The organism is Paenibacillus sp. BK033, assembly GCF_004345425.1.
GTDB lineage: Bacteria > Bacillota > Bacilli > Paenibacillales > Paenibacillaceae > Pristimantibacillus.
In genome coordinates, this window is sequence record NZ_SLVP01000003.1 from 77,778 (window position 1) to 97,875 (window position 20,098).

A 20,098-nucleotide genomic window follows, 5' to 3' on the forward strand; every position below is an offset into this window, starting at 1 on the left:
AACACGTTTCGGTTGCGTTTCTGACTTCGCAAGTTTTAGTTATCAATTAGAAGCAAATGCTCATGCTTTTATTTTAGAATCGGAGAAGGTTCGTTTCTATTTGCCAGACCAACGAAAAATGATACATTTCAATCGAATCATGTTATTATTCATAACACTATATTCCGATGTATGCGGTTGCATTTTTAAGCTTAAAATGAATCCGTTTCCACCTCACATCCCTTGAAAGGTGCGTGAAAACAAAAAAACCGCCCCCTTCGCTTGCGCGTCAGGGACAGTTCAGGTAAAAACTTGACTTTAGTAGGTTACGAGCGAGAACACTTCCACGCCTTCCAGCTTCTCGCGGCCGGTCAGGTAGGACAGCTCAATCAGGAATGCGGCGCCAACCACTTCCCCGCCCAGCTGGCGGACAAGGTTCATTGATGTCGCGATCGTACCGCCAGTAGCAAGCAGGTCGTCCGCGATGAGTACGCGCTGACCAGGAGAGATCGCGTCTTTATGCATCGCCAGGCTGTCATTGCCGTATTCCAGATCGTAGCTGGCTTGAATCGTCTCGCCTGGCAGCTTGCCGCTTTTGCGGATTGGCGCGAAGCCAACGCCAAGCGCCGTCGCTAGCGGAGCGCCAACAACAAAGCCGCGTGCTTCCGGTCCGGCAATAATGTCGATTTTCAAATGTTCAACCGCTTTACGGATATCCTCTATAGCAGCGCGGTATACGTCGCCATCCTTCAGCAGAGTCGTAATATCTTTGAATCGGATACCTGGTTGCGGAAAATCGGGAATCACCCGGATGTAGTCTTTGAAATTAATATCGCTCATTCTTTATTCAATCCTTTCTCTACTTCCCATATCAATTATGCCATTACTTCGTTTGGAACATACGGCGAACGAAGCCTTTCGGCTTCGCGTTTTGCCTCTTGATACCTCTGCGACGTACCAAGATCTCGCTTTTGCGGTGCTTCTACAACAACAAAATGAGTACCGTCTACCTCAATAAAGCCAAGCTCAAGGAAGACCTCCAGCATGACGGTTATCATCTGCTCGGGCCAGCCGCATTGCCCGGACAGATAGGCTTCAATCCCTTTTACCGGGAAGCGCTGCTTTCTTCTTAGCAGCTGATAGACCTGTCCGAAGTGCTCCCGTTCGGGGAATCTGGCAAGCGCTCCTCCGAAATACAGATCGTGAATATGCAGCTGGGCTTTGCGCTGGCCGTTCCATTCGTTGATGGACAGCTCGCCAACCAGATCGACGGGCAGACCGGCCTGCAGCTGATTCGACAGCTCGCCCAATCCGAATCCTACCGCATCCAGAGAAGCACGCCCGCTGCGGAGCGACAGCTTCAAATGCCGGGAATCCTTCCCCATCGTCCTGTAGTCCGACAGCTCGGCGGATTGCAGCAGCAGCCTAGGTGACGGATTGCCCGCTCCAAACGGCTCGAGCAGAGCAAGCTGACCAATCGTATGGACGCTTGCATCCCCCACCGAGCAGACGAGATCAATGGCTGTTTTCGGAATCCAATCCTGCTCCGTCAGCCATTCCATCGCCAGCTCGCTAAGCTTCTCTTCGAATGCCGGCAGCTGATCGCGGTGAAGACTCATGCCGGCCGCAGCCTGATGGCCGCCGTAATGATCCAGCAGCTCGTCGCATTCGGTTAACGCGGCATGAAGATCATAGCCTTCAATGGATCTTGCCGACCCTTTGCACATGCCGCTCTCCGGATCAATGCCAAGGATAATAACCGGCTTGTAATAACGCTCCAGAATCTTGGAAGCAACAATTCCGATGACTCCAACATTCCAGCCTTCCCCGGCAAGCACGATAACGGCGGGCTCGGGTCTGGCAGCCGCCTGCGCGGCGTCCCTTTTCCCCTGCCACTGCAGCTCGGCTTCCTTCACAATGCCTTCCACGATTCGTTGTCTTTCCTTGTTGAGCACATCCAGCGAAGACGCTGCCCGTATAGCCTCATCGTAATCGCCGGTCGTCAGCAGCTCTACCGCGCGCTTCGCATGATCGAGCCGCCCCGCAGCGTTGATGCGCGGCGCCATGCCAAAGGCAACGGTGGTCGACGTGACTTGATCCAGCTCTATCCCGCATGCTTCCGATAAAGCCCGGAAGCCGATATTGCCCGTATTTTGCAGCCTTTCGAGTCCAGCCCGCACCAATACCCGGTTCTCATCCGTCAGCGGCATAATGTCCGCAATCGTGCCGAGGCTGACAATATCCGTCCATTCCATGGGCGGACGTCCCATAAGTGCCGTTGCGAGCTTGAAGGCTACGCCTACCCCGGCCAAGCCTTTGAACGGGTAGGGGCAATCCTCCCGCTTCGGATTAACAACGGCAACCGCCTCGGGAATCCGTTCAGGCGGTTCGTGATGGTCGGTTACGACAATATCAATGCCAAGCGATTTCGCATATTCGACCTGCTCGTAAGCGCTGATGCCCGTGTCAACGGTAACGATAAGACGAACGCCGTCCGCAGCCGCCAAATCGATTGCCCCGGTATTGAGGCCGTAGCCTTCCAAGGCGCGATGAGGAATATAATAGTCAAAGGTATAACCCAATTCACGGAATACATGGATCAGCAGCGACGTACTGGATACGCCGTCCGCGTCATAGTCCCCGTAAATCCGAATGAATTCGCCGTTATCTGCCGCCTGCCGAATCCGGTCGACGGCTTCCTTCATTCCAATCAGCAAATACGGGTCGTGCAGCCGATCTTCCCCTCCTTGAAGGAAAACCTCCGCCGCTTCCTTATCCTTATAGCCTCTCTGGACAAGAAGCTTGGCAACAAGAGGGGGAATGTTTAGCTGGGCAGACAGCCGCTCCGCCTGCTGTTCTTCCTCTTTACTCCAAGGCGCCAAATTCCAGCGTGTTTTAGCTTGTATCACGCTAAAGTTTCAACCCCTTTCCATTCTATTGCAGAAGCGTTGGCATATGCTCCTGGTTCGGATCATGATTCGATTTGTACGGATAACCAGGATCGTAAGGCTCCACATGGATCGTCACGTCCGTAACATGGCCGAACCGCGTAAGAAGCAGCTGCTTAACCCGCTTTGCAATTTCATGGCCTTCCGATACGGAAATTCGCGGATTAACGCTGATTACAATATCGGCAACAACATAATGCCCCTGCTCCTTGGCCTGAATCGATTCAACGGTAATAACCCCTTCTACCCGCTGAATCAGCTGCATCAGTATTTCCGTGTCCTCGTTTTGAATCTCGGTCTTTCCGTCTTTTCTTACGAAACCGGCTATCGTACGATAGCCGCTTAACATCACAATGACGGCAATTACGATTGCGGCCGCAGGGTCCAGATAATACAGAGCCGGCAAAGCCGCAGCCTTTCCAAGCATAGCTCCCCCTGCTCCGACAAGCGCCGCCAGCGAGCAATACAGGCTTGAGCCGCGTTCCTTCTGGGAGAAGAACATCTCCCTTACAAGCAAACTAATAAGAATGGCCGCAAATGCGGTCCAGTGCGGCGGTGTATCAACCCCTTCCGCAATGGACCGAATAGCGGAGATGCCAATCTCGAGGCTCGTAATGAGAAAAAACACGGCCAGAAAAACATTCGTCAAGGCTTCCATCCGCAGCGCCGCAGCCGTTTTCTTGCTTTCGTCCTGCTTACCGGACAACAAAGCAAAAGCGGCGGCACATTCTGCCGCCGTACGGAAGGCATCGGCGAGCAGCGATTTGCTGCCCGCGAGTCCGCCTACTATGCCTTTAAACAACGCCAGCGCCGCAGTTCCCCATAAGCCTGCCTGTTCAGCCGGCTTCGCCTTCGCATATCGTTGTTCAGTTGACATTTATGCCTCCAGCGCGGAAAGGATCGCTCGCCATGGAGCTGGCAAAGCTTCCATTCCACTTTTTCATAGAGTATTTTTCTATCTCTGCCCGTAAATATTGCTTAAACGGCTTTTTTAGCCGCTGCTTTCGTAGACGGCTTTTGCTTGCTCTTCATGACCATCCACAGCGGAGCCGCGATACAGATCGAGGAGTAAGCGCCGCTTGCAAGACCAATCATCTTCGCGAGTGCGAACAGCTTGATCGATTCGCTGCCGAAGATAAAGAGACAGGTTGCGATAATGAGAACGGCGAGTACCGTGTAAATGTTACGCGCCATGGTCTGCCACAAGCTTTGGTTCACAAGATCGCCAATTTGATCGGCGTTTTTTGTTTTCGAGAAACGAAGATTTTCGCGGATCCGGTCAAAGATAACGATCTTATCGTTAATCGAGTAACCGATCGTTGTCAGTACGGCCGCGATAAACGGCAGGTCAACCTGCAAACGGAATATTGAGAACATCGTAATAACGACAAAAGCATCGTACAAAATCGCAATGTTGGCTGCAAGCGCCATGCGCCACTCGAAACGGATCATCACGTAGAGCATAATCGCTACGCTTGCGATAATAACCGCATAAATTGCTTTGACGCCAAGCTCCTGCGCGATATCCGGCGAGACAACGTTTACTTCCGATGATACATTGTCACCGTATTTTGCTTTAAAAGCATCCTCGATTGCCTGAACCTTCGGCTGTTCGAGAACATCGTCGAAACGGGCCGAAACCCGATCGCCGTTTGTGCCTCCAACCGTAGGGGTTATGTCGGAATAGCCTGCTTGAGACAAAATAGCTTTGGCGTCCGCCTGGGTAATTTTCTTGCCTACGAGAATATCCATGTTGGTACCGGCCTTGAAGTCAACCCCGAAGTTCAAATGGAAGATGCTGACCATCAAGATGCCGACAATCGTCAAAATAGCCGAGAACATAAAAAATTTGTTGCGGTGTTTAATAAAGTCGAACCGAACCTTTGCATTATAGAGCACGGATTTCTGCCTCCTTCACGCCGTAGTAGCCAGGTTTAGTAAAGAGGTTACTGCGGATCAGCAAGTGAATCAGCAGACGAGCCAAGAAGATGTTGGTCACAATACTTACGAGAATACTGAAGATCATCGTCAGGGCAAAGCCGCGGATTGCGCCGTTACCGATAAAGTACAATACGACGCAAGAGATGATATTCGTTACGTTCGCGTCCATAATGGTACGGAACGAGTTTTTCGAACCGGCCTTCAGGGAAGACAGCAGGCTCTTGCCGCTGCGAATCTCTTCCTTGATCCGCTCGTACATAATGATGTTGGCGTCAACCGCCATACCTATACCGAGTACGAACGCGGCGATGCCCGGTAAGGTTAGCGTAGCGTTCATCAGTTCGAATACAACAACGAGCAGCCAGGTGTAGGAAATAACCGTAATGCCGGCAACCAGACCCGGAACTCGGAACAAGACGATCAACAGAATCAAAATAATAATCGTGCCGATCACGCCTGCGCCAACCGTATCTTCAAGCGACTTTTGGCCAAGCTTCGCGCCTACGCTTTGCGTGTAGATCTCCGTCAGCTTCAGCGGCAGAGCGCCAAGGTTAATCGTATCTTTCAGCTTGTTCGCTTCATCAAGGGAATATTTACCCGAGATTTGTGCCGAACCGCCTGTAATCGGATAGTTAACAGTAGGGCTGGACAGCAATTCGTCATCCAAGTAAATCGACAACGTTTTGCCCGTCAGCTTTGTTGTAACGTCTTCAAACTTTTTCGCGTCTTTCAGTTTAATGGTAATCATCGGGTTGCCGAGCTGATCAAACTCGACTTTAGCGCCGTTTTGCACGAAGTCGTTGCCTTGCAGCTCAACCGTGCCGTCCGGACCGCGGAATGTCAGATTAACCGGTTTTTTCAGCATGTCTCTGATTGCCGTTTCATCCGTAACGCCAGGAATTTTCACGCGGATCCGGTTGCTTCCTTCACGCGTGATTTCAGGCTCAGTCGTACCCGTGGAGTCAATCCGCTGCTCCAGGCTATGCGCCGTTTCTTTCAGCGACTCGGACGTTACCTGTTCGCCGCCTTCCAGTGGAGAGGCTTCGTACAATACCTCGAATCCGCCTTTCAAGTCAAGACCGAGCCGGATATCTTTGACAAGAGCCGGGCTCGTCCATGCGATTGCGCCAAACATGATGACAACGACCGCAAGGAAGGCAGTTAATCTCTTCCAGTTCATACGTACATAGTCCCCCTTAAGATCTCAATATTCCTATTATACTTAGGTTGTACTTGCGTGTAAAATTGCACGACAAAAAAAAGAAAACCCTTCCGTTAGAAATGGTTTCCCCGAAAAGCGCTCAGCGTCATAAAGTTCATAAATTTTGTCACCTTTAAGGACAAGATATCGTTTACGATCTGATGAAGCTCCGGTTGACCGGTCTTGTTATACTTCTCGCTTACGCATTCCCAAATCTCTTTCCCCGTTACATGTTCGTATCCGATGAGATGAAATTCTTCCGCCTTGCTGTTGCACAGCTGCTCAATCGCGTTGTTCAGATCCTCATCTCTCACGGCTGTCTCCTCCTTTTGGCCTTGCAAATGCCTTGTCCCGATAGTGATAACTCTTCTACCTATTCGCTACCGCCTGCCGCTTTTCCTGCTGAATCTTTTGAATTGATAAATTTGGATGATTCATGATTCGGACATGCCGCGCATAAAGATGTACGGATACAAAAGGTGGGATTATTGAAGAGATGAGGGCGACGAATGACGAAGCAATCGTTTATAAAAGGGGCTCTGATTCTGCTGGCCGCCGGCATCATTAACCGGCTGCTCGGTTTTGTTCCGCGCATTGCTCTCCCGAGAATCATCGGAGCGGAGGGCGTCGGGCTGTATCAGCTCAGCTACCCGTTCCTGACCGTTATGCTGACCGTAATAACGGGCGGCATTCCGCTTGCCATTACCAAATGGACAGCGGAAGCCGTATCTCGCGGCGACTCTTCGAGGGTCAAACAGATTTTCCGGACAGCAATGGGCCTTACCATCGTACTGGCTATCGTCATGACGGCTGCGCTGCTCCTCTTCGGGAAATGGATTACGACCCATCTGCTGACGGACTCCAGGGTCTATCAGACGTTTATGGTAATGACGCCGCTAATGCTGATCATAGGAATTTCCTCGGTCTACCGGGGATACTTCCAAGGCATGCAAAATATGATACCGTCCGCTGCCTCGCAAATCATTGAAACCGTCATCCGCATAATCGGCTCCCTGGCCTTTGCTTCCATGCTGCTTCCGAAAGGAATCGAATGGGCTGCCGCCGGAGCCATGCTTGGGGTTGTTGCGGGAGAGATCGGCGCTCTTGCCGTGCTGCTCTGGACGTATTCGAAAGAACGCGGAAAGCAAAAAAAAGCTTCACTTACTGCGCCGGATGCTGCGCCCGAAGAAAATACACCCGTGCTTCGCCGCCTGCTCGGCTTGTCCATTCCGGTAACCGGAAGCCGCATGGTCGGCTCCTTGTCTTATTTGCTGGAATCGATTCTGACTGCCCGAAGCCTCGCGGCCGCGGGAATTGCAACCCGTGCCGCCACTGCCCAATACGGCGCCTTGCAAGGGATGATTATTCCGCTGCTGCTCCTGCCAACCGCGCTAACCTTCTCGCTTGCTTCCTCCCTCGTTCCCTCACTGTCCGAAGCGGCTGCCAAGGGAGATAAAGCAACGATCCATATCCGGATGCATCAGTCCATGCGTCTTGCTCTTGTGGCAGGGGCACCGTTTGTCGTTGTGATGTGGCTGTTTGCCGAACCGATCTGCCGCCTGATTTACAATCAAGCAGATATCGCTCCGATGCTTCAGTTGATAGCTCCGATCGGCATATTCATTTATTTGCAGGCCCCTCTTCAAGCGGCCCTTCAAGCGTTGAACAAGCCCGGTACCGCGCTTATGAACACCTTTATCGGGGCCGCGGTCAAGCTTATTCTAATCGTTATGCTCGCTTCCAAGCCGGAGCTTGGCATATACGGCGCGCTAATCGCCATTAACGTCAATATCGTACTCGTTACGGTCCTCCACGGCATCAGCGTATTGCGATTTATCGGCTTCCATATGCAAGCGATGGATTTTATAAAGGTTGGAGCAGCCATGATCATTATGGGAGCCGCCGCAAGGTGGATGATGAATACCCAGCCCTTGTCGCTGGAGTGGATCAATCTGATCCTTGCCTGCATGATCAGCGTTATTTTATATCTGCTGTTGATGGTCTGGATGAGAATAATCGACCGCTATGATATCGCCCGCATCCCGGTACTGGGGCAATGGTTCAAATGAGTGCTTCCCATATAAAAAAGCCGCGCTTCCTTGCCGGAAGCGAACCCCTGCTTTTAGTGACAGGGGTCCGTTCCGGCTAGAAGCGCGGCTTTTTGTCGGTATCGATAAACAGCTTTCCTTTGTGGTCTATCGTGCAAAGAAAGACCTCCTTGAAATCGTGCACGCCCTGTTCCTGCAGCACATTTTTTAGCCAGAATCTGGTTTTGTCCATCTTCGCCAAATTCTCGTCCTGCACCTTGCCGTCCATAATGAGCGGAATCGGCAGCATCTCGAACCGGAAACGAGCAGGCGTCTGCGTTTGAGGCTTAAGGATAGGCTCGTCGGCAGCCGACCTTGTCTTTGGTTCTTTTTGCGGTTCTTCTTGTTCTTGCTCTTGATCCTTATTCGTTGCGTTTTCTTTCTCGACAACCGATAATTTGCCCGTCGTCTCCAGAATCGCAAATTCAACATCCGCCACGTTGGCGATCTTGTTTTCCCTTAATTGAAGCAGCAAATCATCCAGGTTATAGCGCTGCTTGCGCATGATATCCCGGTTAAGCTTGCCTTTGGCTATGATGAAGCTTGGTTTCCCGTCAAACCATAACCTCAGCTTACGGTTTTTCAAGGCAATATACGCGATGCCCACCTGAATGATTAGCAATACGACCATGGGCAAAATGCCCTCCCACATGGAACGTTCTACATCTTCAATGACGATAACGGCAATCTCGGCGATCATAACGGAGATCACCAGGTCAAATACGGAAAGCTTGCCAATTTCCCTTTTTCCCATAAAACGCATGATCAGAAATACGACGAAGTAAATCAATACGGTTCGGAGCAGCATGCTCCCATATTCCATCCTAACCGCCTCCTCGTTTTTGTCATGCCAGCATCGGAACAGCACGTACAGCTATTCTGACCTTCAGCCTGTCACATCATGCGATGAGCGGACTAACGAATTTATGGGTAAATAACCTATGGCAATACAATAAAATAGATATATATGGTTGAAATAACAAGAGCCAGCAGCGTCAAAGGCGCCCCGATTTTCAAGTAATCCATATAGCTGAAGCCTTTGCCTTCACGCATCGCAAGCCCCGCTACCACCACGTTGGCCGATGCGCCGATCAACGTCCCATTGCCACCCAGACAAGCGCCAAGCGACAGCGACCACCATAAAGGATTAAGATCGTCGGGATTCGTAATTTTCATTTGTATCCCCAAATCCTGAATGAGCGGTATCATCGTTGCCACAAACGGGATATTGTCTATTGTCGCGGAAGCAATGCCGGACACCCATAAGATCAGCATGGAGGTTTTGGTCATATCGCCGGAAGTAATCTGCAGCGTGAAGTTCGCCAAATCCGAAATGATGTTTGTCTCCACCAAGCCGCCCACTAGCATAAACAAGCCGACAAAGAAAAAGATCGTTTCCCACTCGACCATGTCAAAAGCAGCCTCCGCGTCCTCCCGCTTCACCCCGATCAGCATAAGCAGCGTAGCTCCGCCCAATGCAATCGCAGCCGCTTCAATATGGATGACCGAATGAAGTATAAAGCCAACAATCGTCAGCAGCAAAACCGATAAGGACTTTATCATTAACTTTCGGTCTGTGAGATTATCCTCGGCTATTAAGTTCATAAGCTCCTTCTTTGCTTCTTCGGTTACAATCAGCTTCTTACGGTAAATCCAGACAAGCAGGGCGATTGTGACGACCAGAATAACGAGAATAACCGGAGCCAGGTTTACGAGAAAATCGTTAAACGTTAAGTTCTCGTTAGCCGAACCAATCATAATATTGGGCGGATCGCCGATTAAGGTAGCCGTTCCTCCGATATTGCTCGACAGAATTTCAGCCAGCAGAAAGGGCACCGGCGTTATATTCAATATCCGGGTAATCGAGAACGTAATCGGAACGATTAGAAGCACCGTTGTTACATTGTCCAGAAAAGCGGAACCAAGCCCCGTAAGCAACGACAGAATAATAAAGATCTTAACCGGATCTCCTTTTGCGGTCTGAGCCGCTTTTACCGCAGCATATTGGAATACGCCCGTCTTATTCGTTATGCCAACCAGGATCATCATCCCGATTAACAAAAAGATCGTTTCCCATTCGATATGCTCCGAGAAGGCCAGCTTCATATCCAATACGCCAAGCGCAATCATAATTACCGCGCCAAATAAGGCGATGACGGTGCGGTTTATTTTCTCCGTAATAATAATGGCGTAGGTCGTGAGGAAAATAACGACAGCCGCCGTTACCTGCCAGGCAGCAGGATGATAAATCGGTTCCAAGCCAACAACTCCTTGTATCAGCAATTCAATAAGCAAAGCACATTATACAAAAAAAATGCAAATAACGTCCAGTCTAGCCTAAGCGGCAGGTCTAATCGCGCCGGCTTGACCATAAGGTGTACTAATAGTCTTGTACAAGGGGGGGAATAAAATGAATTCGATCAAATCGATCAAATCGATCGCCCGGCCGCCGCGTATCGGCTCTCCGCTTATTGCAGGCGTTATATATTCGATTATTTGGCTTGCTATAGGCGCACTGATTCTCTCGTTGTTACTTTACCTCAGCAATATGAAGGAAAACAACCTGCCTCAATACTCTCTTGCCGTTCATGGCTTTTCCGCTTTAGCCGGCGGTTTCGTATCGGGCAAACGCTCCGGCATGAAGGGCTGGTATCACGGCGCCCTGCTTGGCTTGATTTACGGCATTACCGTCCTGACCATCGGTTTCCTTGCGGCCAACAGCGGATTGTCCGGCAAAAGCGCCATGATGCTGCTTGCCGCTATACTGGCGGGAGCCTTAGGCGGAATGATCGGCGTTAACCTTAAGAAATAGCGGTAATGAATAACCATGCCTCTGCACATACTACATACAAGCAAGAAAAGAAGCTGACCCTAAGGATCAGCTTCTTTTCATTGGAATTACTCCGTTGCTGCAGGTGCGCTGTTCAGTACGGAGCTGATTGCGCTGCGGTCGAACGTCATCTTTGTCGTATCGTTGACGCGAAGTACAACCGTGTCGTCCGTCAGTTCAACGATTGTGCCTTGAAGGCCGCCAATCGTTTGAATTTTATCACCCTTCTTCAGCTGGCTGAGAAGCGAGTTGCGCTGTTTCGTTTTCTTCTGTTGCGGACGAATAAGCAAGAAATAGAAAACCGCAAACATCAGAATAAAAGGCCAGATCATTTGGAAGATATTCGTGCTGCCTGCTGAATCTGCTGCTAGATATGCATTCATGGAAATTCCCCCCTTTCCCTAAAATCTAAGCTTAAAAGCCCTTCTCGTTATCAAACAGTCCATACTTGGTGAAAAATTCGTCGCGGAAATCAAGAAGCCTGTCTTCCATAATCGCCTGACGCACATCACGCATGAGCTGTAATAAGAAATGCAAGTTGTGATAGGTCGTAAGCCGGATGCCAAACGTCTCGTCTGCTTTGAGCAAATGGCGGATATACGCACGCGAGTAGTTTTGGCAAGTGTAGCAGGAGCATTCCGGATCCAGCGGTCCAAAGTCCTCGGCGAATTTCGCGTTGCGAACAACAAGACGGCCTTGGCTTGTCATCGTTGTCCCGTTGCGGGCAATACGCGTCGGCAATACGCAGTCGAACATATCGACGCCGCGGATCGAACCCTCGATCAATGCGTCCGGCGAACCAACGCCCATTAAATATCGCGGTTTGGTCGTTGGCAGCTCAGGTACGGTGTAATCAAGCACTTCATACATCAAATGCTTAGGCTCGCCTACACTTAGTCCACCAATAGCATACCCCGGGAAATCCATGGAAGTCAAATCCTTCGCGCTCTGGATCCGAAGGTCTTTGTACATGCCGCCCTGCACGATTGCGAACAACCCTTGGTCATGCTTGCGGGCATGGGAATTGAGGCAGCGCTCCGCCCAGCGCGTTGTGCGCTCAAGCGATTGCTTCACGTAATCGTAATCGGCCGGATACGGCGGACATTCGTCAAAAGCCATCATAATGTCCGAGCCAAGCGCGTTCTGGATCTCCATGGCCTTCTCCGGAGAGATAAACAGCTTGTCCCCATTCAGATGGGAGCGGAATTGCACGCCTTCTTCCGTAATTTTGCGCATGTCACTCAAGCTGAATACCTGGAAGCCGCCGCTGTCTGTCAGAATCGGACGGTCCCAGTTCATGAATTTGTGAAGGCCCCCCGCCCGGCCGACAATGTCATGACCGGGGCGAAGGAACAAATGGTACGTGTTGCTCAAAATAATTTGAGCGTCCATCGTTTTTAATTCTTCCGGGCTCATCGTCTTAACGGTTGCCTGAGTCCCTACCGGCATAAACGTTGGCGTCTCGATAACGCCGTGCGGGGTGTGGACCCGGCCAAGACGCGCGCCGGACTGTTTGCAAACTTTAATTAATTCGTATTTTACAGCCACTTGTCATTCTTCCTGTCTACTTGGAATTATCGTGCTTGCGCAAGCTGATGCTAATAGATAAACATGGCGTCGCCAAAGCTGAAGAACCGGTATTCTTCGCGAACCGCTTCCCCGTAAGCCTTCATAATCGCATCCCGTCCGGCTAGCGCGCTGACCAGCATAACAAGCGTCGATTTCGGCAAATGGAAGTTTGTCAGCAAAGCGTCTACCAGCTTAAAGTCGTATCCCGGGAAAATAAAAATATCCGTCCAGCCGTTGCATGCCTCAATCGTTCGGCCTTCAAATCTTGCGGCTACCGTCTCGAGCGTTCTCGAGGAGGTTGTGCCCACAGCTATTATACGGGCTCCCGACGATTTGGCTTCATTTATTATTGCGGCATTTTGTTCGTCCAGCTCGTAATACTCCGAATGCATCTCATGCTCTTCAACCTTATCGACGGACATCGGCCGGAAGGTGCCTAGACCAACATGCAGGGTAATATAGGCAAGCTTAACCCCTTTATCGACCAGCTGCTGCAGAAACTCCTTCGTAAAATGAAGCCCTGCCGTAGGAGCGGCCGCCGAGCCTTCATGCTTGGCATACACGGTCTGGTAGCGTTCCCGCTCCTCCAGTCTCTCCTTGATATAAGGAGGCAGCGGCATTTCTCCCAGACGGTCGAGCAGCTCCTGGAAGATGCCCTCGTAATGGAAACGGATCGTCCGCGAGCCCATCTCGCCTTCATCCTCAACTACCGCGCGGAGCAGAGGCTCGCCGCTGCCGTTGTCGCCGAACCACAGCTCGGAGCCCGCCTTTAGACGTTTGGCCGGCTTGGCCAAAGTCTCCCAGCGGTCTCCCTCCAGCTGTTTCAGAAGCAAGAGCTCAATCTTCCCGCCTGTATCGGGCTTTACCCCCGTAAGACGGGCCGGAATAACGCGCGTGTTGTTCAGAACGAGCACGTCTCCCGCTTTCATGTACTCGGCGAGATCCGTGAAGGTGCGGTGCGCGATCTCCCCCGTCTCTTTGTTAAGCGCCAGAAGTCTCGATGCCGTACGTTCTGCAAGAGGCGTTTGGGCAATCAGATGCTCGGGCAGTTCAAAATCAAACCAATCTACATTCATGAATCAATCATTCCTTAGCGATAGTTACATCTTTATAGTAGTATTGCAAGATATAAGAGTAGTCATACCCTTGCTGTGCCAGACCTAACGCTCCGTATTGGGATAATCCGATTCCGTGGCCGTACCCCGTTCCGACGAAACGGAAGGAAGGATCCTTGGTTGTCGCGCGGATCTGGCTGTCTCCGTTCATAACGATCACGTTGCTGTCGGCCTGCGTGACTTGGCCGCCTGCCTGAATCATATAAACGGGCTGCGCGGAAGACGTCTTCGTGCGGGTCGAGCCGTTGGCGCCAAGCATAGTCACCTTCGCCGTTTCGTCTACCTTAAATAGCGTGCTAGGCAAACCGCCAAGCGCCGAACGAAGCACATCTGGATATTTTACATTGTAGGACTGTCCATTGACAAGCAATTGCGTAACTCGCCCCGATGGCCCCGTTGTTCCGACCTGCAAGGAAGTAATCGGCCCCGTAACGCTCGCCTGCTTCGTCATCGTAGCGAGAAGCTCCGAAGACGTGAAGGGACCCTTCACCCAGGACATCGCGTTATTCTCGACCGCTTTGTCCAGAATGGCAACAACGGTGCCTTTATTCACTTGCCCGACTAACGCAACGGCATCTTCTACCTTCGGATTTTTCCGCACTTTGGATCCGTCCGTATTTACGGTCATTAGCTTGACGCCTGCCGCATTCGTTTGACCGGAATCGGTCAGCAGATCCTCCCGGATATATCCGGTCTGATTGTTCGGCAAAACAACCCGGTACCAAGTGTACAAGCCCTTCTCCGAGGAGCTGTCCGCCGGACTGGAGACGCTCTTCAGGTAGGCAACGGAATTGCCCCAAATCTCCGAAGCATCTGCTGTTTTGCCTCCGCCGTTGGATGAGAACAGCGCCTCAATAAGCTTGCCGTTGTACAGCATCACTTCGCCGGCCGTCTCGTCTACCGCTTGAATGGTCGAAGGCTTCTCGGTTACCGTGCCTTGATATTCCTGGCTGCTAACGGTATCAACGACGTTGGCGATTTGGAAGCCCGCGCCTTGGTACAGCGCATACGTGCGTGCCGCTACCGCCTGTGCTTTGAGCGCTTCAAGCGGCCATGACGAGATCATCTCTCCGCCAACCACGGAATATAAATATTGCTCGAATGGCAGCTCGTTAACGACGGCCAGCTTGCCGTTGAATTCGCTGACCTCGAATTGCCCCCGGTAAGTCCGGCCGCTGCGCTCCGTCAGCTTAATCGCGCTGTTGCCCGCTGGCATAATCCGAACCTTCGCATTGTTAACCGGGAACGCGTAGAGCGTAACCGGACTGTCTGCTTTGCCGCTTAACGTATGGTCGTTGCGTTCCAGCAGATAAGCGGAATCATCCGCCGTCTTCAGCCCGCTGCCCGCTGCGCCGGCAGCCGTCTTCACCACATTAAGCTCAGCCGTGCTGGCAGCAGCGCCAACAAACACGGAATAACGCGCATTCGCGCTGCCGTCGGCCTTGCGCACGCCTACGAATGCATCCACTCCCGCTGCGCTGAAGGCGTCGGAGGCTTTAAGCGCCTCCGCTTCGGAAGCGTAAGTTGCTGCGCTTTCCAGGTGGTACGGCCCTTGAATTGCCGCTTTGGCACTGCCGGTCAGCTTGCCGATCGTGCTGTCCGCCGCCCATTTGGTCATGGCCGCCGTTGCGTCTGCCGCATTGCCGTATGTACCTTCCGCAACCTGATAAACCGTCTTTCCTTTTTTCTTCAGGGACGTAATAAAGCCGCTCCCGGACAAGGCCTGAAGCCTTTTGTAAACGGCAAGCGCCGTATCGAAGCTTTCCGTCTCGATTACTTTTACCTTATAGTCGTCCTTCGCAATCCGGGATTGCACATTAGCCCCGGTATTGACCCACGGTACCGTACCCGCAGGATCGCTCATGCCTATCGTTAAACCGCCGGCGGAAGAAAACGTAGCCGCGGCCGTGTTAGCCTGATATTTCCCCGGCAGCTGCAGGTAGATGGCAACCCGAATCGTGTCAAGCTGCGGAACGGCGCCAAGCGAAGGCTTCACCCACCACGTCGATACAAACAAAAGTCCGGCGATCGTAAGCAAGGATAACCGCTTAAACGACCATCGTTGAAAATTCATCAATGATTCCCCTTTCCCCTCTCATGTTGCGGCGGCAAGTCGCAGCCGTTTAAGGAGCAGCTCTGCTCCGTGCGTCCAAACCAGTCGTATCTGCGTTTCGCGATATAGCGGTAGAGCAAATCGCCAACCCGGCTTAAGCCGGGCAAGCGGTAAAGCAAAGCAAGCAGACGGAAGCCTTTGATGGTCCGCAAAATCCGGACAACGCCGTCAGCGCCGGCATACAGCCGGCCCTTCTCGTCTGCGACATGCATCTTCTCGTACAGGTCCGTCTCTGCTGCTTTCTCAATTCCGGGAACGCGGCTTGCCGCGTCGCCAAGCGATTGAATAGGCACAAAAATCAAATCGGCGTTGGAACGAAGCTCTCGCAGCTTGCTCACCGTTCCCGTGCACAGATTGCAGGTTCCGTCATATACGATATACAGCTTTTCCCGCTCGCTCTTCATCTTCCTCACCTTTCCGGTATAGGCATCCCGAGATGACGATACGCCTGATCCGTTGCGATCCGGCCGCGAGGCGTCCGCTGCAGAAAACCGATCTGCATCAAATAAGGCTCGTAAACATCCTCGATCGTCTGGCTTTCTTCGCCAATCGACGCGGCAATCGTATCCAAGCCGACCGGACGGCCGGCAAACGTCGTCATCATCGCCAGCAGCATTTTATGGTCGATATTGTCGAGCCCCATCGGATCGACCTGCTGCAGCTCCAGCGCGGATTTTGCTATCTCGTGCGTAATGATGCCATCGCCGCGCACCTGCGCATAATCGCGCACGCGCTTCAGGAGACGGTTCGCAATGCGAGGCGTTCCCCGGGAACGCATCGCAATCTCTTCCGACGCTTCCCCGATAATGGCAATATCGAAGATTTCAGCCGAACGGGAAACAATGTAAGCCAGCTCATCCACCGTATAGAACTCCAAACGGCTGATGACGCCAAACCGGTCGCGCAGCGGCGCCGACAGAAGACCCGCTCTTGTCGTTGCGCCAATAAGCGTAAACGGCGGCAGGTCGAGACGGACGGACCTGGCGCTGGGCCCTTTGCCGATCATAATGTCCAGCGCGAAATCCTCCATCGCCGGATAGAGCACTTCCTCTACCGTCCTGTGAAGACGATGGATTTCGTCAATGAAAAGCACATCGCCTTCCTGCAGATTGGTCAGCAGGGCGGCAAGGTCGCCGGGACGCTCGATTGCCGGCCCCGACGTCGTGCGCAGGTTAACGCCAAGCTCATTGGCGATAATGTTCGACAGCGTTGTTTTCCCGAGCCCGGGAGGTCCGTACAGGAGAACATGGTCCAATGCTTCTTTCCGCATCTTGGCTGCGTCGATATAAATCTTTAAATTCTCCTTCGCTTTGGACTGCCCGATATATTCGGCCAGATACCGGGGGCGCAGGCTTAATTCCATAGCCTGCTCGTCCATCATCAGGTTAGCGGATATAATCCGATCTTCCACCCTCGCTCAGCTCCTTTATGTTAGCCTTTAAACAGCTGCTGCAAGGCACGTTTCATTAATGAATCCACCGTTTCGTCCGCGGTTACCGACGGAGCCAGGGCGTTCCAGGCCTTATCCAGCTCGGCGCCCGTATAACCAAGCGCGGCAAGCCCGTCGCGCGCCTCTTCCCAGGCTGTTCCGGCTCCTTGCTGCGCGCTTGCTGCGGAGACCGGTTGATGAGACGCTAGTCCCGCTGCGGCAAGAAGCCCCGCATCCGTCGCAAAGCCGGCCAGCTTATCCTTTAGGTCGAGAATCATGCGCTGGGCCGTCTTTTTGCCAATGCCGGGAAGTCTCGTCAGGAACGCGATATTCTCCTGCTGAATCGCGCCGATCACGGCATCCGGACGCCCGCCGGCCAGAATGCCAAGCGCCACTCTCGGACCGATGCCCGACACTTCGAGCAGCTTGCGGAACAAGGTCTGCTCCTCCCTCGACTCAAAGCCGTACAGAAGGATCGCATCCTCGCGGACATGATGGTGAATATAGATGGTGACGGTCTCCTCTTTGCCCGCAAAGGCATAAGGATTAGGCGTAAACACCCGGTAACCGACGTCTCTGACATCTAAAACGACATATTCGGATTCTACATGAGAAATAAGTCCGCGTAAAAAATCGATCATCGAAGCACCTCGTTAATTTTTTGCGACAATCCCGAAGAATGGGCATGACAAATCGCTACCGCAAGCGCATCCGCCACATCGTCCGGCTTCGGTATGGCCGACAGCTTAAGAAACATTTTAACCATTTCCTGCACCTGGCGCTTCTCTGCTTTGCCATAACCCACAACGGCCTGCTTCACCTGAAGCGGCGTATACTCTGCTACCGGCAGTCCCCGCTGGGCGGCGGCCAGAATAATAACCCCCCTCGCCTGCCCTACGGCAAACGCCGTGGTTACGTTTCGGTTGAAGAACAGCTTCTCTACGGCCACGGTATCGGGCTTATACTTATCCATGAGCGCAACCGCCGAGTCGTAAATCTGCACGAGCCTTTCCTCTTGAGGCGTATGGGCAGCCGTCTGAATACAGCCGTATTGGACGGGCTTCAGCTTATGGCCATCCTTATCAATAAAACCAAATCCCGCGATCGCAATGCCGGGGTCTATACCAAGAACGCGCAATCCGCCAACTCCTTTGCGGCAGTCATTACCGCTTCTTATCCGTCCATTATAGCAAAAGTTGGACCATATGAGAACACGCGTTTGAGATCGCCGCGGGGAGGAGGCATGGCCCCGTCCACGAAAAAACCTTCCGCTGGAGAACGCGGAAGGTCAGCATCCGATCAATACGTCGGCTTCATCACTTTTTGGTTGGCGGGTATGGCAAAATCGCTGTAGGTCGACAGAACGCTGTTGTATTCGTCCATATCCGTAATCTTGATCCCCTCGGACAGACGTTCTACTTTATCCTGCGGCAGGCTGCTCTCCATATATTTCACGTCCAACTGAAAAAAGGTCTTTACGACCTTCTCTTTTTTGGGAGCTCCTTCAAAGAGAGACAGGTAGCCTTGTTTATCCAGCCCGATATAGATGTTGCCTTTGCACGTTTGCGAGAAATCTTCTATCTCCTGCTCCAGCAGCACGGTCCGACCGTCCTGCGACAGCATCGCCGTCCATTCCGGATGGGACATCAGCATGCGTATCACTTCGGCGGAGGTCAATTGGCCAAGCGGCTGCGTTTCCTCCCCGCAAATGTACTGGCGGTGCAGCTGAACCGCAAGAGGCTCCTCATGCTCCTGCAATATACGGATCAGACCGGGATTTCCTTCTCCCGGTTCCTTGCCGGCTGCCGCTGCCGCAGCGGCAGCCGGCGATCCGTAAACAGCTTGTACGAGCACGGTTGCTCCAATCAAGAAGGATCCCAAGGTCCACATCGGACGCCGTCCTCGTCGCAGTCTTTTTTTCAATTGCTTCCATAAGCTGAACTTCATCATCATAATAATAGCCCCTTGTATTTCTTTTTGACCTAGTTTAACTCAATGCTTCCAATAATATGTACGCATAAAGCGCTCGCCGAAGTTATTTTTAAAAAAGCAAACAGCCTCCTGCCCTAAAGAAAGGCAAGAGGCTGTTACTAAATTATGCATCAGCGGTTAATCCAAGGTTTGCTGTTGCGGTCTGTTTTTTTCGACGATTTTGGAGCAACCGAACGGATTTTAGCTATTTTGCGCGGCTTTGCTTTTTTGATCACCGCTTCGGTAACGGCTTCTATCAACTCTTCTTCCGTGCGTTTACCGCCGCATCCGCAAGGATCATCCTGCGCGCCAGCCGTTTGGCCAGGCCAGTAGGAATAAGGACTGAAGCCTTGAGCGCCGGCTACTTGATTGCCGTAATAGCCGTAGCCGACAGGCCCCATGCCGGCCGGGGATACATTCGTGCCTGGCGCGGCGTTAGGCCCAAGCGCAAGCGGCGAAACATTCGAGCCAAGCGCCGCAGGCGATACGTTGGATCCAAGCGCAGCCGGAGATACGTTCGAGCCTAGCTCTGCAGGCGATACGTTAGATCCAAGCGCAGCGGGGGATACGTTCGAGCCTAACGCTGCGGGCGATACGTTTGGTCCCATCGCAGCCGGCGATACCATTCCCGGATGACCGTAGCCGTAGCCGTAATCCGGGCCTGCGTTAACGGGGGATACCATTCCTCCGTAGCCGTAGCCATATTCCGGACCCATATTTGCCGGAGATACCGCTCCCGGCCAGCCGTAGCCATAACCGCCGACAGGTCCTGTCATTTCAGGGCTGACGGCTGTTGGGGCACTATTTTCTCCCAAGGCAGCAGGCGATACATTCTCGGGACCAAAGCTTGCCGGAGATACCGCTCCCGGCCAGCCATAGCCAGGTCCCATCTCTGCCGGGGACACCGCCGTTGGG

19 protein-coding genes and 1 pseudogene are annotated in these 20,098 nt (G+C 52.5%); 2 read left to right on the forward strand and 18 right to left on the reverse strand.

Annotated elements, in window-relative coordinates; all coding sequences use genetic code 11:
• Positions 1 to 297 precede the first annotated feature (297 nt).
• From EV294_RS12630 to EV294_RS12655, 6 genes are all read right to left on the reverse strand, one after another.
• Positions 298 to 810 carry an adenine phosphoribosyltransferase gene (locus tag EV294_RS12630; RefSeq protein ID WP_127494695.1) on the reverse strand — a complete coding sequence of 171 codons (513 nt, stop codon included), beginning with the start codon at positions 808 to 810 and terminating at the stop codon, positions 298 to 300.
• Positions 811 to 854: 44 nt separating this feature from the next.
• Entirely contained in the window at positions 855 to 2,888 is a 2,034-nt protein-coding gene (gene recJ / locus EV294_RS12635) for a single-stranded-DNA-specific exonuclease RecJ (RefSeq protein WP_132307243.1), read from the reverse strand.
• Positions 2,889 to 2,913: 25 nt separating this feature from the next.
• Positions 2,914 to 3,804, reverse strand: coding sequence for a cation diffusion facilitator family transporter (locus EV294_RS12640; RefSeq protein WP_132307245.1), 891 nt, complete (start codon positions 3,802 to 3,804; stop codon positions 2,914 to 2,916).
• Positions 3,805 to 3,905: 101 nt separating this feature from the next.
• Entirely contained in the window at positions 3,906 to 4,826 is a 921-nt protein-coding gene (secF, locus tag EV294_RS12645; RefSeq protein ID WP_132307247.1) for a protein translocase subunit SecF, read from the reverse strand.
• On the reverse strand, positions 4,816 to 6,048 hold the full coding sequence (gene secD / locus EV294_RS12650) for a protein translocase subunit SecD (RefSeq protein ID WP_132307249.1): 1,233 nt from the start codon (positions 6,046 to 6,048) through the stop codon (positions 4,816 to 4,818). The genes secF and secD overlap by 11 nt, the downstream gene beginning before the upstream one ends.
• Positions 6,049 to 6,143: 95 nt before the next feature.
• A complete protein-coding gene (locus EV294_RS12655) occupies positions 6,144 to 6,383 on the reverse strand; it encodes a post-transcriptional regulator (RefSeq protein ID WP_243711653.1) in 240 nt (79 codons plus the stop codon).
• A 195-nt stretch (positions 6,384 to 6,578) separates the two neighbouring features.
• On the opposite strand from EV294_RS12655, the gene spoVB reads away from it, so the two are divergent.
• Complete coding sequence (spoVB, locus tag EV294_RS12660) at positions 6,579 to 8,138, forward strand: stage V sporulation protein B (RefSeq protein ID WP_132307253.1); 1,560 nt, start codon at positions 6,579 to 6,581, stop codon at positions 8,136 to 8,138.
• Between the two features lie 76 nt (positions 8,139 to 8,214).
• Here the strand turns inward: spoVB and EV294_RS12665 are convergent, their stop codons facing one another.
• Together EV294_RS12665 and EV294_RS12670 are read right to left on the reverse strand one after the other, a co-directional pair.
• Positions 8,215 to 8,979, reverse strand: a complete 765-nt coding sequence (locus EV294_RS12665) for a YetF domain-containing protein (protein ID WP_132307255.1) — start codon at positions 8,977 to 8,979, stop codon at positions 8,215 to 8,217.
• A gap of 116 nt (positions 8,980 to 9,095) precedes the next feature.
• Complete coding sequence (locus tag EV294_RS12670) at positions 9,096 to 10,415, reverse strand: ArsB/NhaD family transporter (protein ID WP_207918139.1); 1,320 nt, start codon at positions 10,413 to 10,415, stop codon at positions 9,096 to 9,098.
• Positions 10,416 to 10,566: 151 nt separating this feature from the next.
• Between EV294_RS12670 and EV294_RS12675 the strand changes: the two genes are divergently transcribed.
• Complete coding sequence (locus tag EV294_RS12675) at positions 10,567 to 10,968, forward strand: TIGR04086 family membrane protein (RefSeq protein WP_132307257.1); 402 nt, start codon at positions 10,567 to 10,569, stop codon at positions 10,966 to 10,968.
• Positions 10,969 to 11,054: 86 nt separating this feature from the next.
• On the opposite strand, the gene yajC is transcribed toward EV294_RS12675, so the two are convergent.
• The 10 genes and pseudogenes from yajC to EV294_RS12725 all read right to left on the reverse strand — a co-directional run.
• Positions 11,055 to 11,369 carry a preprotein translocase subunit YajC gene (gene yajC / locus EV294_RS12680; protein ID WP_132307259.1) on the reverse strand — a complete coding sequence of 105 codons (315 nt, stop codon included), beginning with the start codon at positions 11,367 to 11,369 and terminating at the stop codon, positions 11,055 to 11,057.
• A 31-nt stretch (positions 11,370 to 11,400) separates the two neighbouring features.
• On the reverse strand, positions 11,401 to 12,534 hold the full coding sequence (gene tgt, locus EV294_RS12685; protein WP_132307261.1) for a tRNA guanosine(34) transglycosylase Tgt: 1,134 nt from the start codon (positions 12,532 to 12,534) through the stop codon (positions 11,401 to 11,403).
• Between the two features lie 50 nt (positions 12,535 to 12,584).
• A complete protein-coding gene (gene queA, locus EV294_RS12690; RefSeq protein WP_132307263.1) occupies positions 12,585 to 13,631 on the reverse strand; it encodes a tRNA preQ1(34) S-adenosylmethionine ribosyltransferase-isomerase QueA in 1,047 nt (348 codons plus the stop codon).
• A 7-nt stretch (positions 13,632 to 13,638) separates the two neighbouring features.
• Entirely contained in the window at positions 13,639 to 15,744 is a 2,106-nt protein-coding gene (locus tag EV294_RS12695; protein ID WP_132307265.1) for a SpoIID/LytB domain-containing protein, read from the reverse strand.
• The gene (locus EV294_RS12700; protein ID WP_132307267.1) at positions 15,744 to 16,187 is read right to left on the reverse strand and encodes a thiol-disulfide oxidoreductase DCC family protein; all 444 of its coding nucleotides are present in this window, start codon (positions 16,185 to 16,187) and stop codon (positions 15,744 to 15,746) included. The genes EV294_RS12695 and EV294_RS12700 overlap by 1 nt, the downstream gene beginning before the upstream one ends.
• Before the next feature lie 5 nt (positions 16,188 to 16,192).
• A complete protein-coding gene (ruvB, locus tag EV294_RS12705) occupies positions 16,193 to 17,194 on the reverse strand; it encodes a Holliday junction branch migration DNA helicase RuvB (RefSeq protein ID WP_132307269.1) in 1,002 nt (333 codons plus the stop codon).
• Between the two features lie 20 nt (positions 17,195 to 17,214).
• Positions 17,215 to 17,853: a Holliday junction branch migration protein RuvA gene (gene ruvA, locus EV294_RS12710; RefSeq protein WP_132307271.1), complete on the reverse strand. Its 639-nt coding sequence runs from the start codon at positions 17,851 to 17,853 to the stop codon at positions 17,215 to 17,217.
• Complete coding sequence (ruvC, locus tag EV294_RS12715) at positions 17,850 to 18,350, reverse strand: crossover junction endodeoxyribonuclease RuvC (protein ID WP_015845963.1); 501 nt, start codon at positions 18,348 to 18,350, stop codon at positions 17,850 to 17,852. The genes ruvA and ruvC overlap by 4 nt, the downstream gene beginning before the upstream one ends.
• 161 nt (positions 18,351 to 18,511) lie before the next feature.
• Positions 18,512 to 19,165 (reverse strand): BofC C-terminal domain-containing protein, encoded by a 654-nt coding sequence (locus EV294_RS12720; RefSeq protein ID WP_132307273.1) that lies wholly within the window; start codon positions 19,163 to 19,165, stop codon positions 18,512 to 18,514.
• A gap of 149 nt (positions 19,166 to 19,314) precedes the next feature.
• A pseudogene (locus EV294_RS12725) lies at positions 19,315 to 20,098 on the reverse strand (hypothetical protein); the annotation flags it as partial.

What these genes read in the sequence shown, in the direction of transcription:
- EV294_RS12720 (WP_132307273.1), bottom strand. Translation starts at nt 19,165, where the DNA reads ATGATGATGAAGTTCAGCTTATGGAAGCAATTGAAAAAAAGACTGCGA.
- EV294_RS12700 (WP_132307267.1), bottom strand. Translation starts at nt 16,187, where the DNA reads ATGAAGAGCGAGCGGGAAAAGCTGTATATCGTATATGACGGAACCTGC.
- EV294_RS12675 (WP_132307257.1), top strand. Translation starts at nt 10,567, where the DNA reads ATGAATTCGATCAAATCGATCAAATCGATCGCCCGGCCGCCGCGTATC.
- EV294_RS12640 (WP_132307245.1), bottom strand. Translation starts at nt 3,804, where the DNA reads ATGTCAACTGAACAACGATATGCGAAGGCGAAGCCGGCTGAACAGGCA.
- yajC (WP_132307259.1), bottom strand. Translation starts at nt 11,369, where the DNA reads ATGAATGCATATCTAGCAGCAGATTCAGCAGGCAGCACGAATATCTTC.
- EV294_RS12665 (WP_132307255.1), bottom strand. Translation starts at nt 8,979, where the DNA reads ATGGAATATGGGAGCATGCTGCTCCGAACCGTATTGATTTACTTCGTC.
- EV294_RS12695 (WP_132307265.1), bottom strand. Translation starts at nt 15,744, where the DNA reads ATGAATTTTCAACGATGGTCGTTTAAGCGGTTATCCTTGCTTACGATC.
- ruvA (WP_132307271.1), bottom strand. Translation starts at nt 17,853, where the DNA reads ATGATCGATTTTTTACGCGGACTTATTTCTCATGTAGAATCCGAATAT.
- queA (WP_132307263.1), bottom strand. Translation starts at nt 13,631, where the DNA reads ATGAATGTAGATTGGTTTGATTTTGAACTGCCCGAGCATCTGATTGCC.
- secD (WP_132307249.1), bottom strand. Translation starts at nt 6,048, where the DNA reads ATGAACTGGAAGAGATTAACTGCCTTCCTTGCGGTCGTTGTCATCATG.
- spoVB (WP_132307253.1), top strand. Translation starts at nt 6,579, where the DNA reads ATGACGAAGCAATCGTTTATAAAAGGGGCTCTGATTCTGCTGGCCGCC.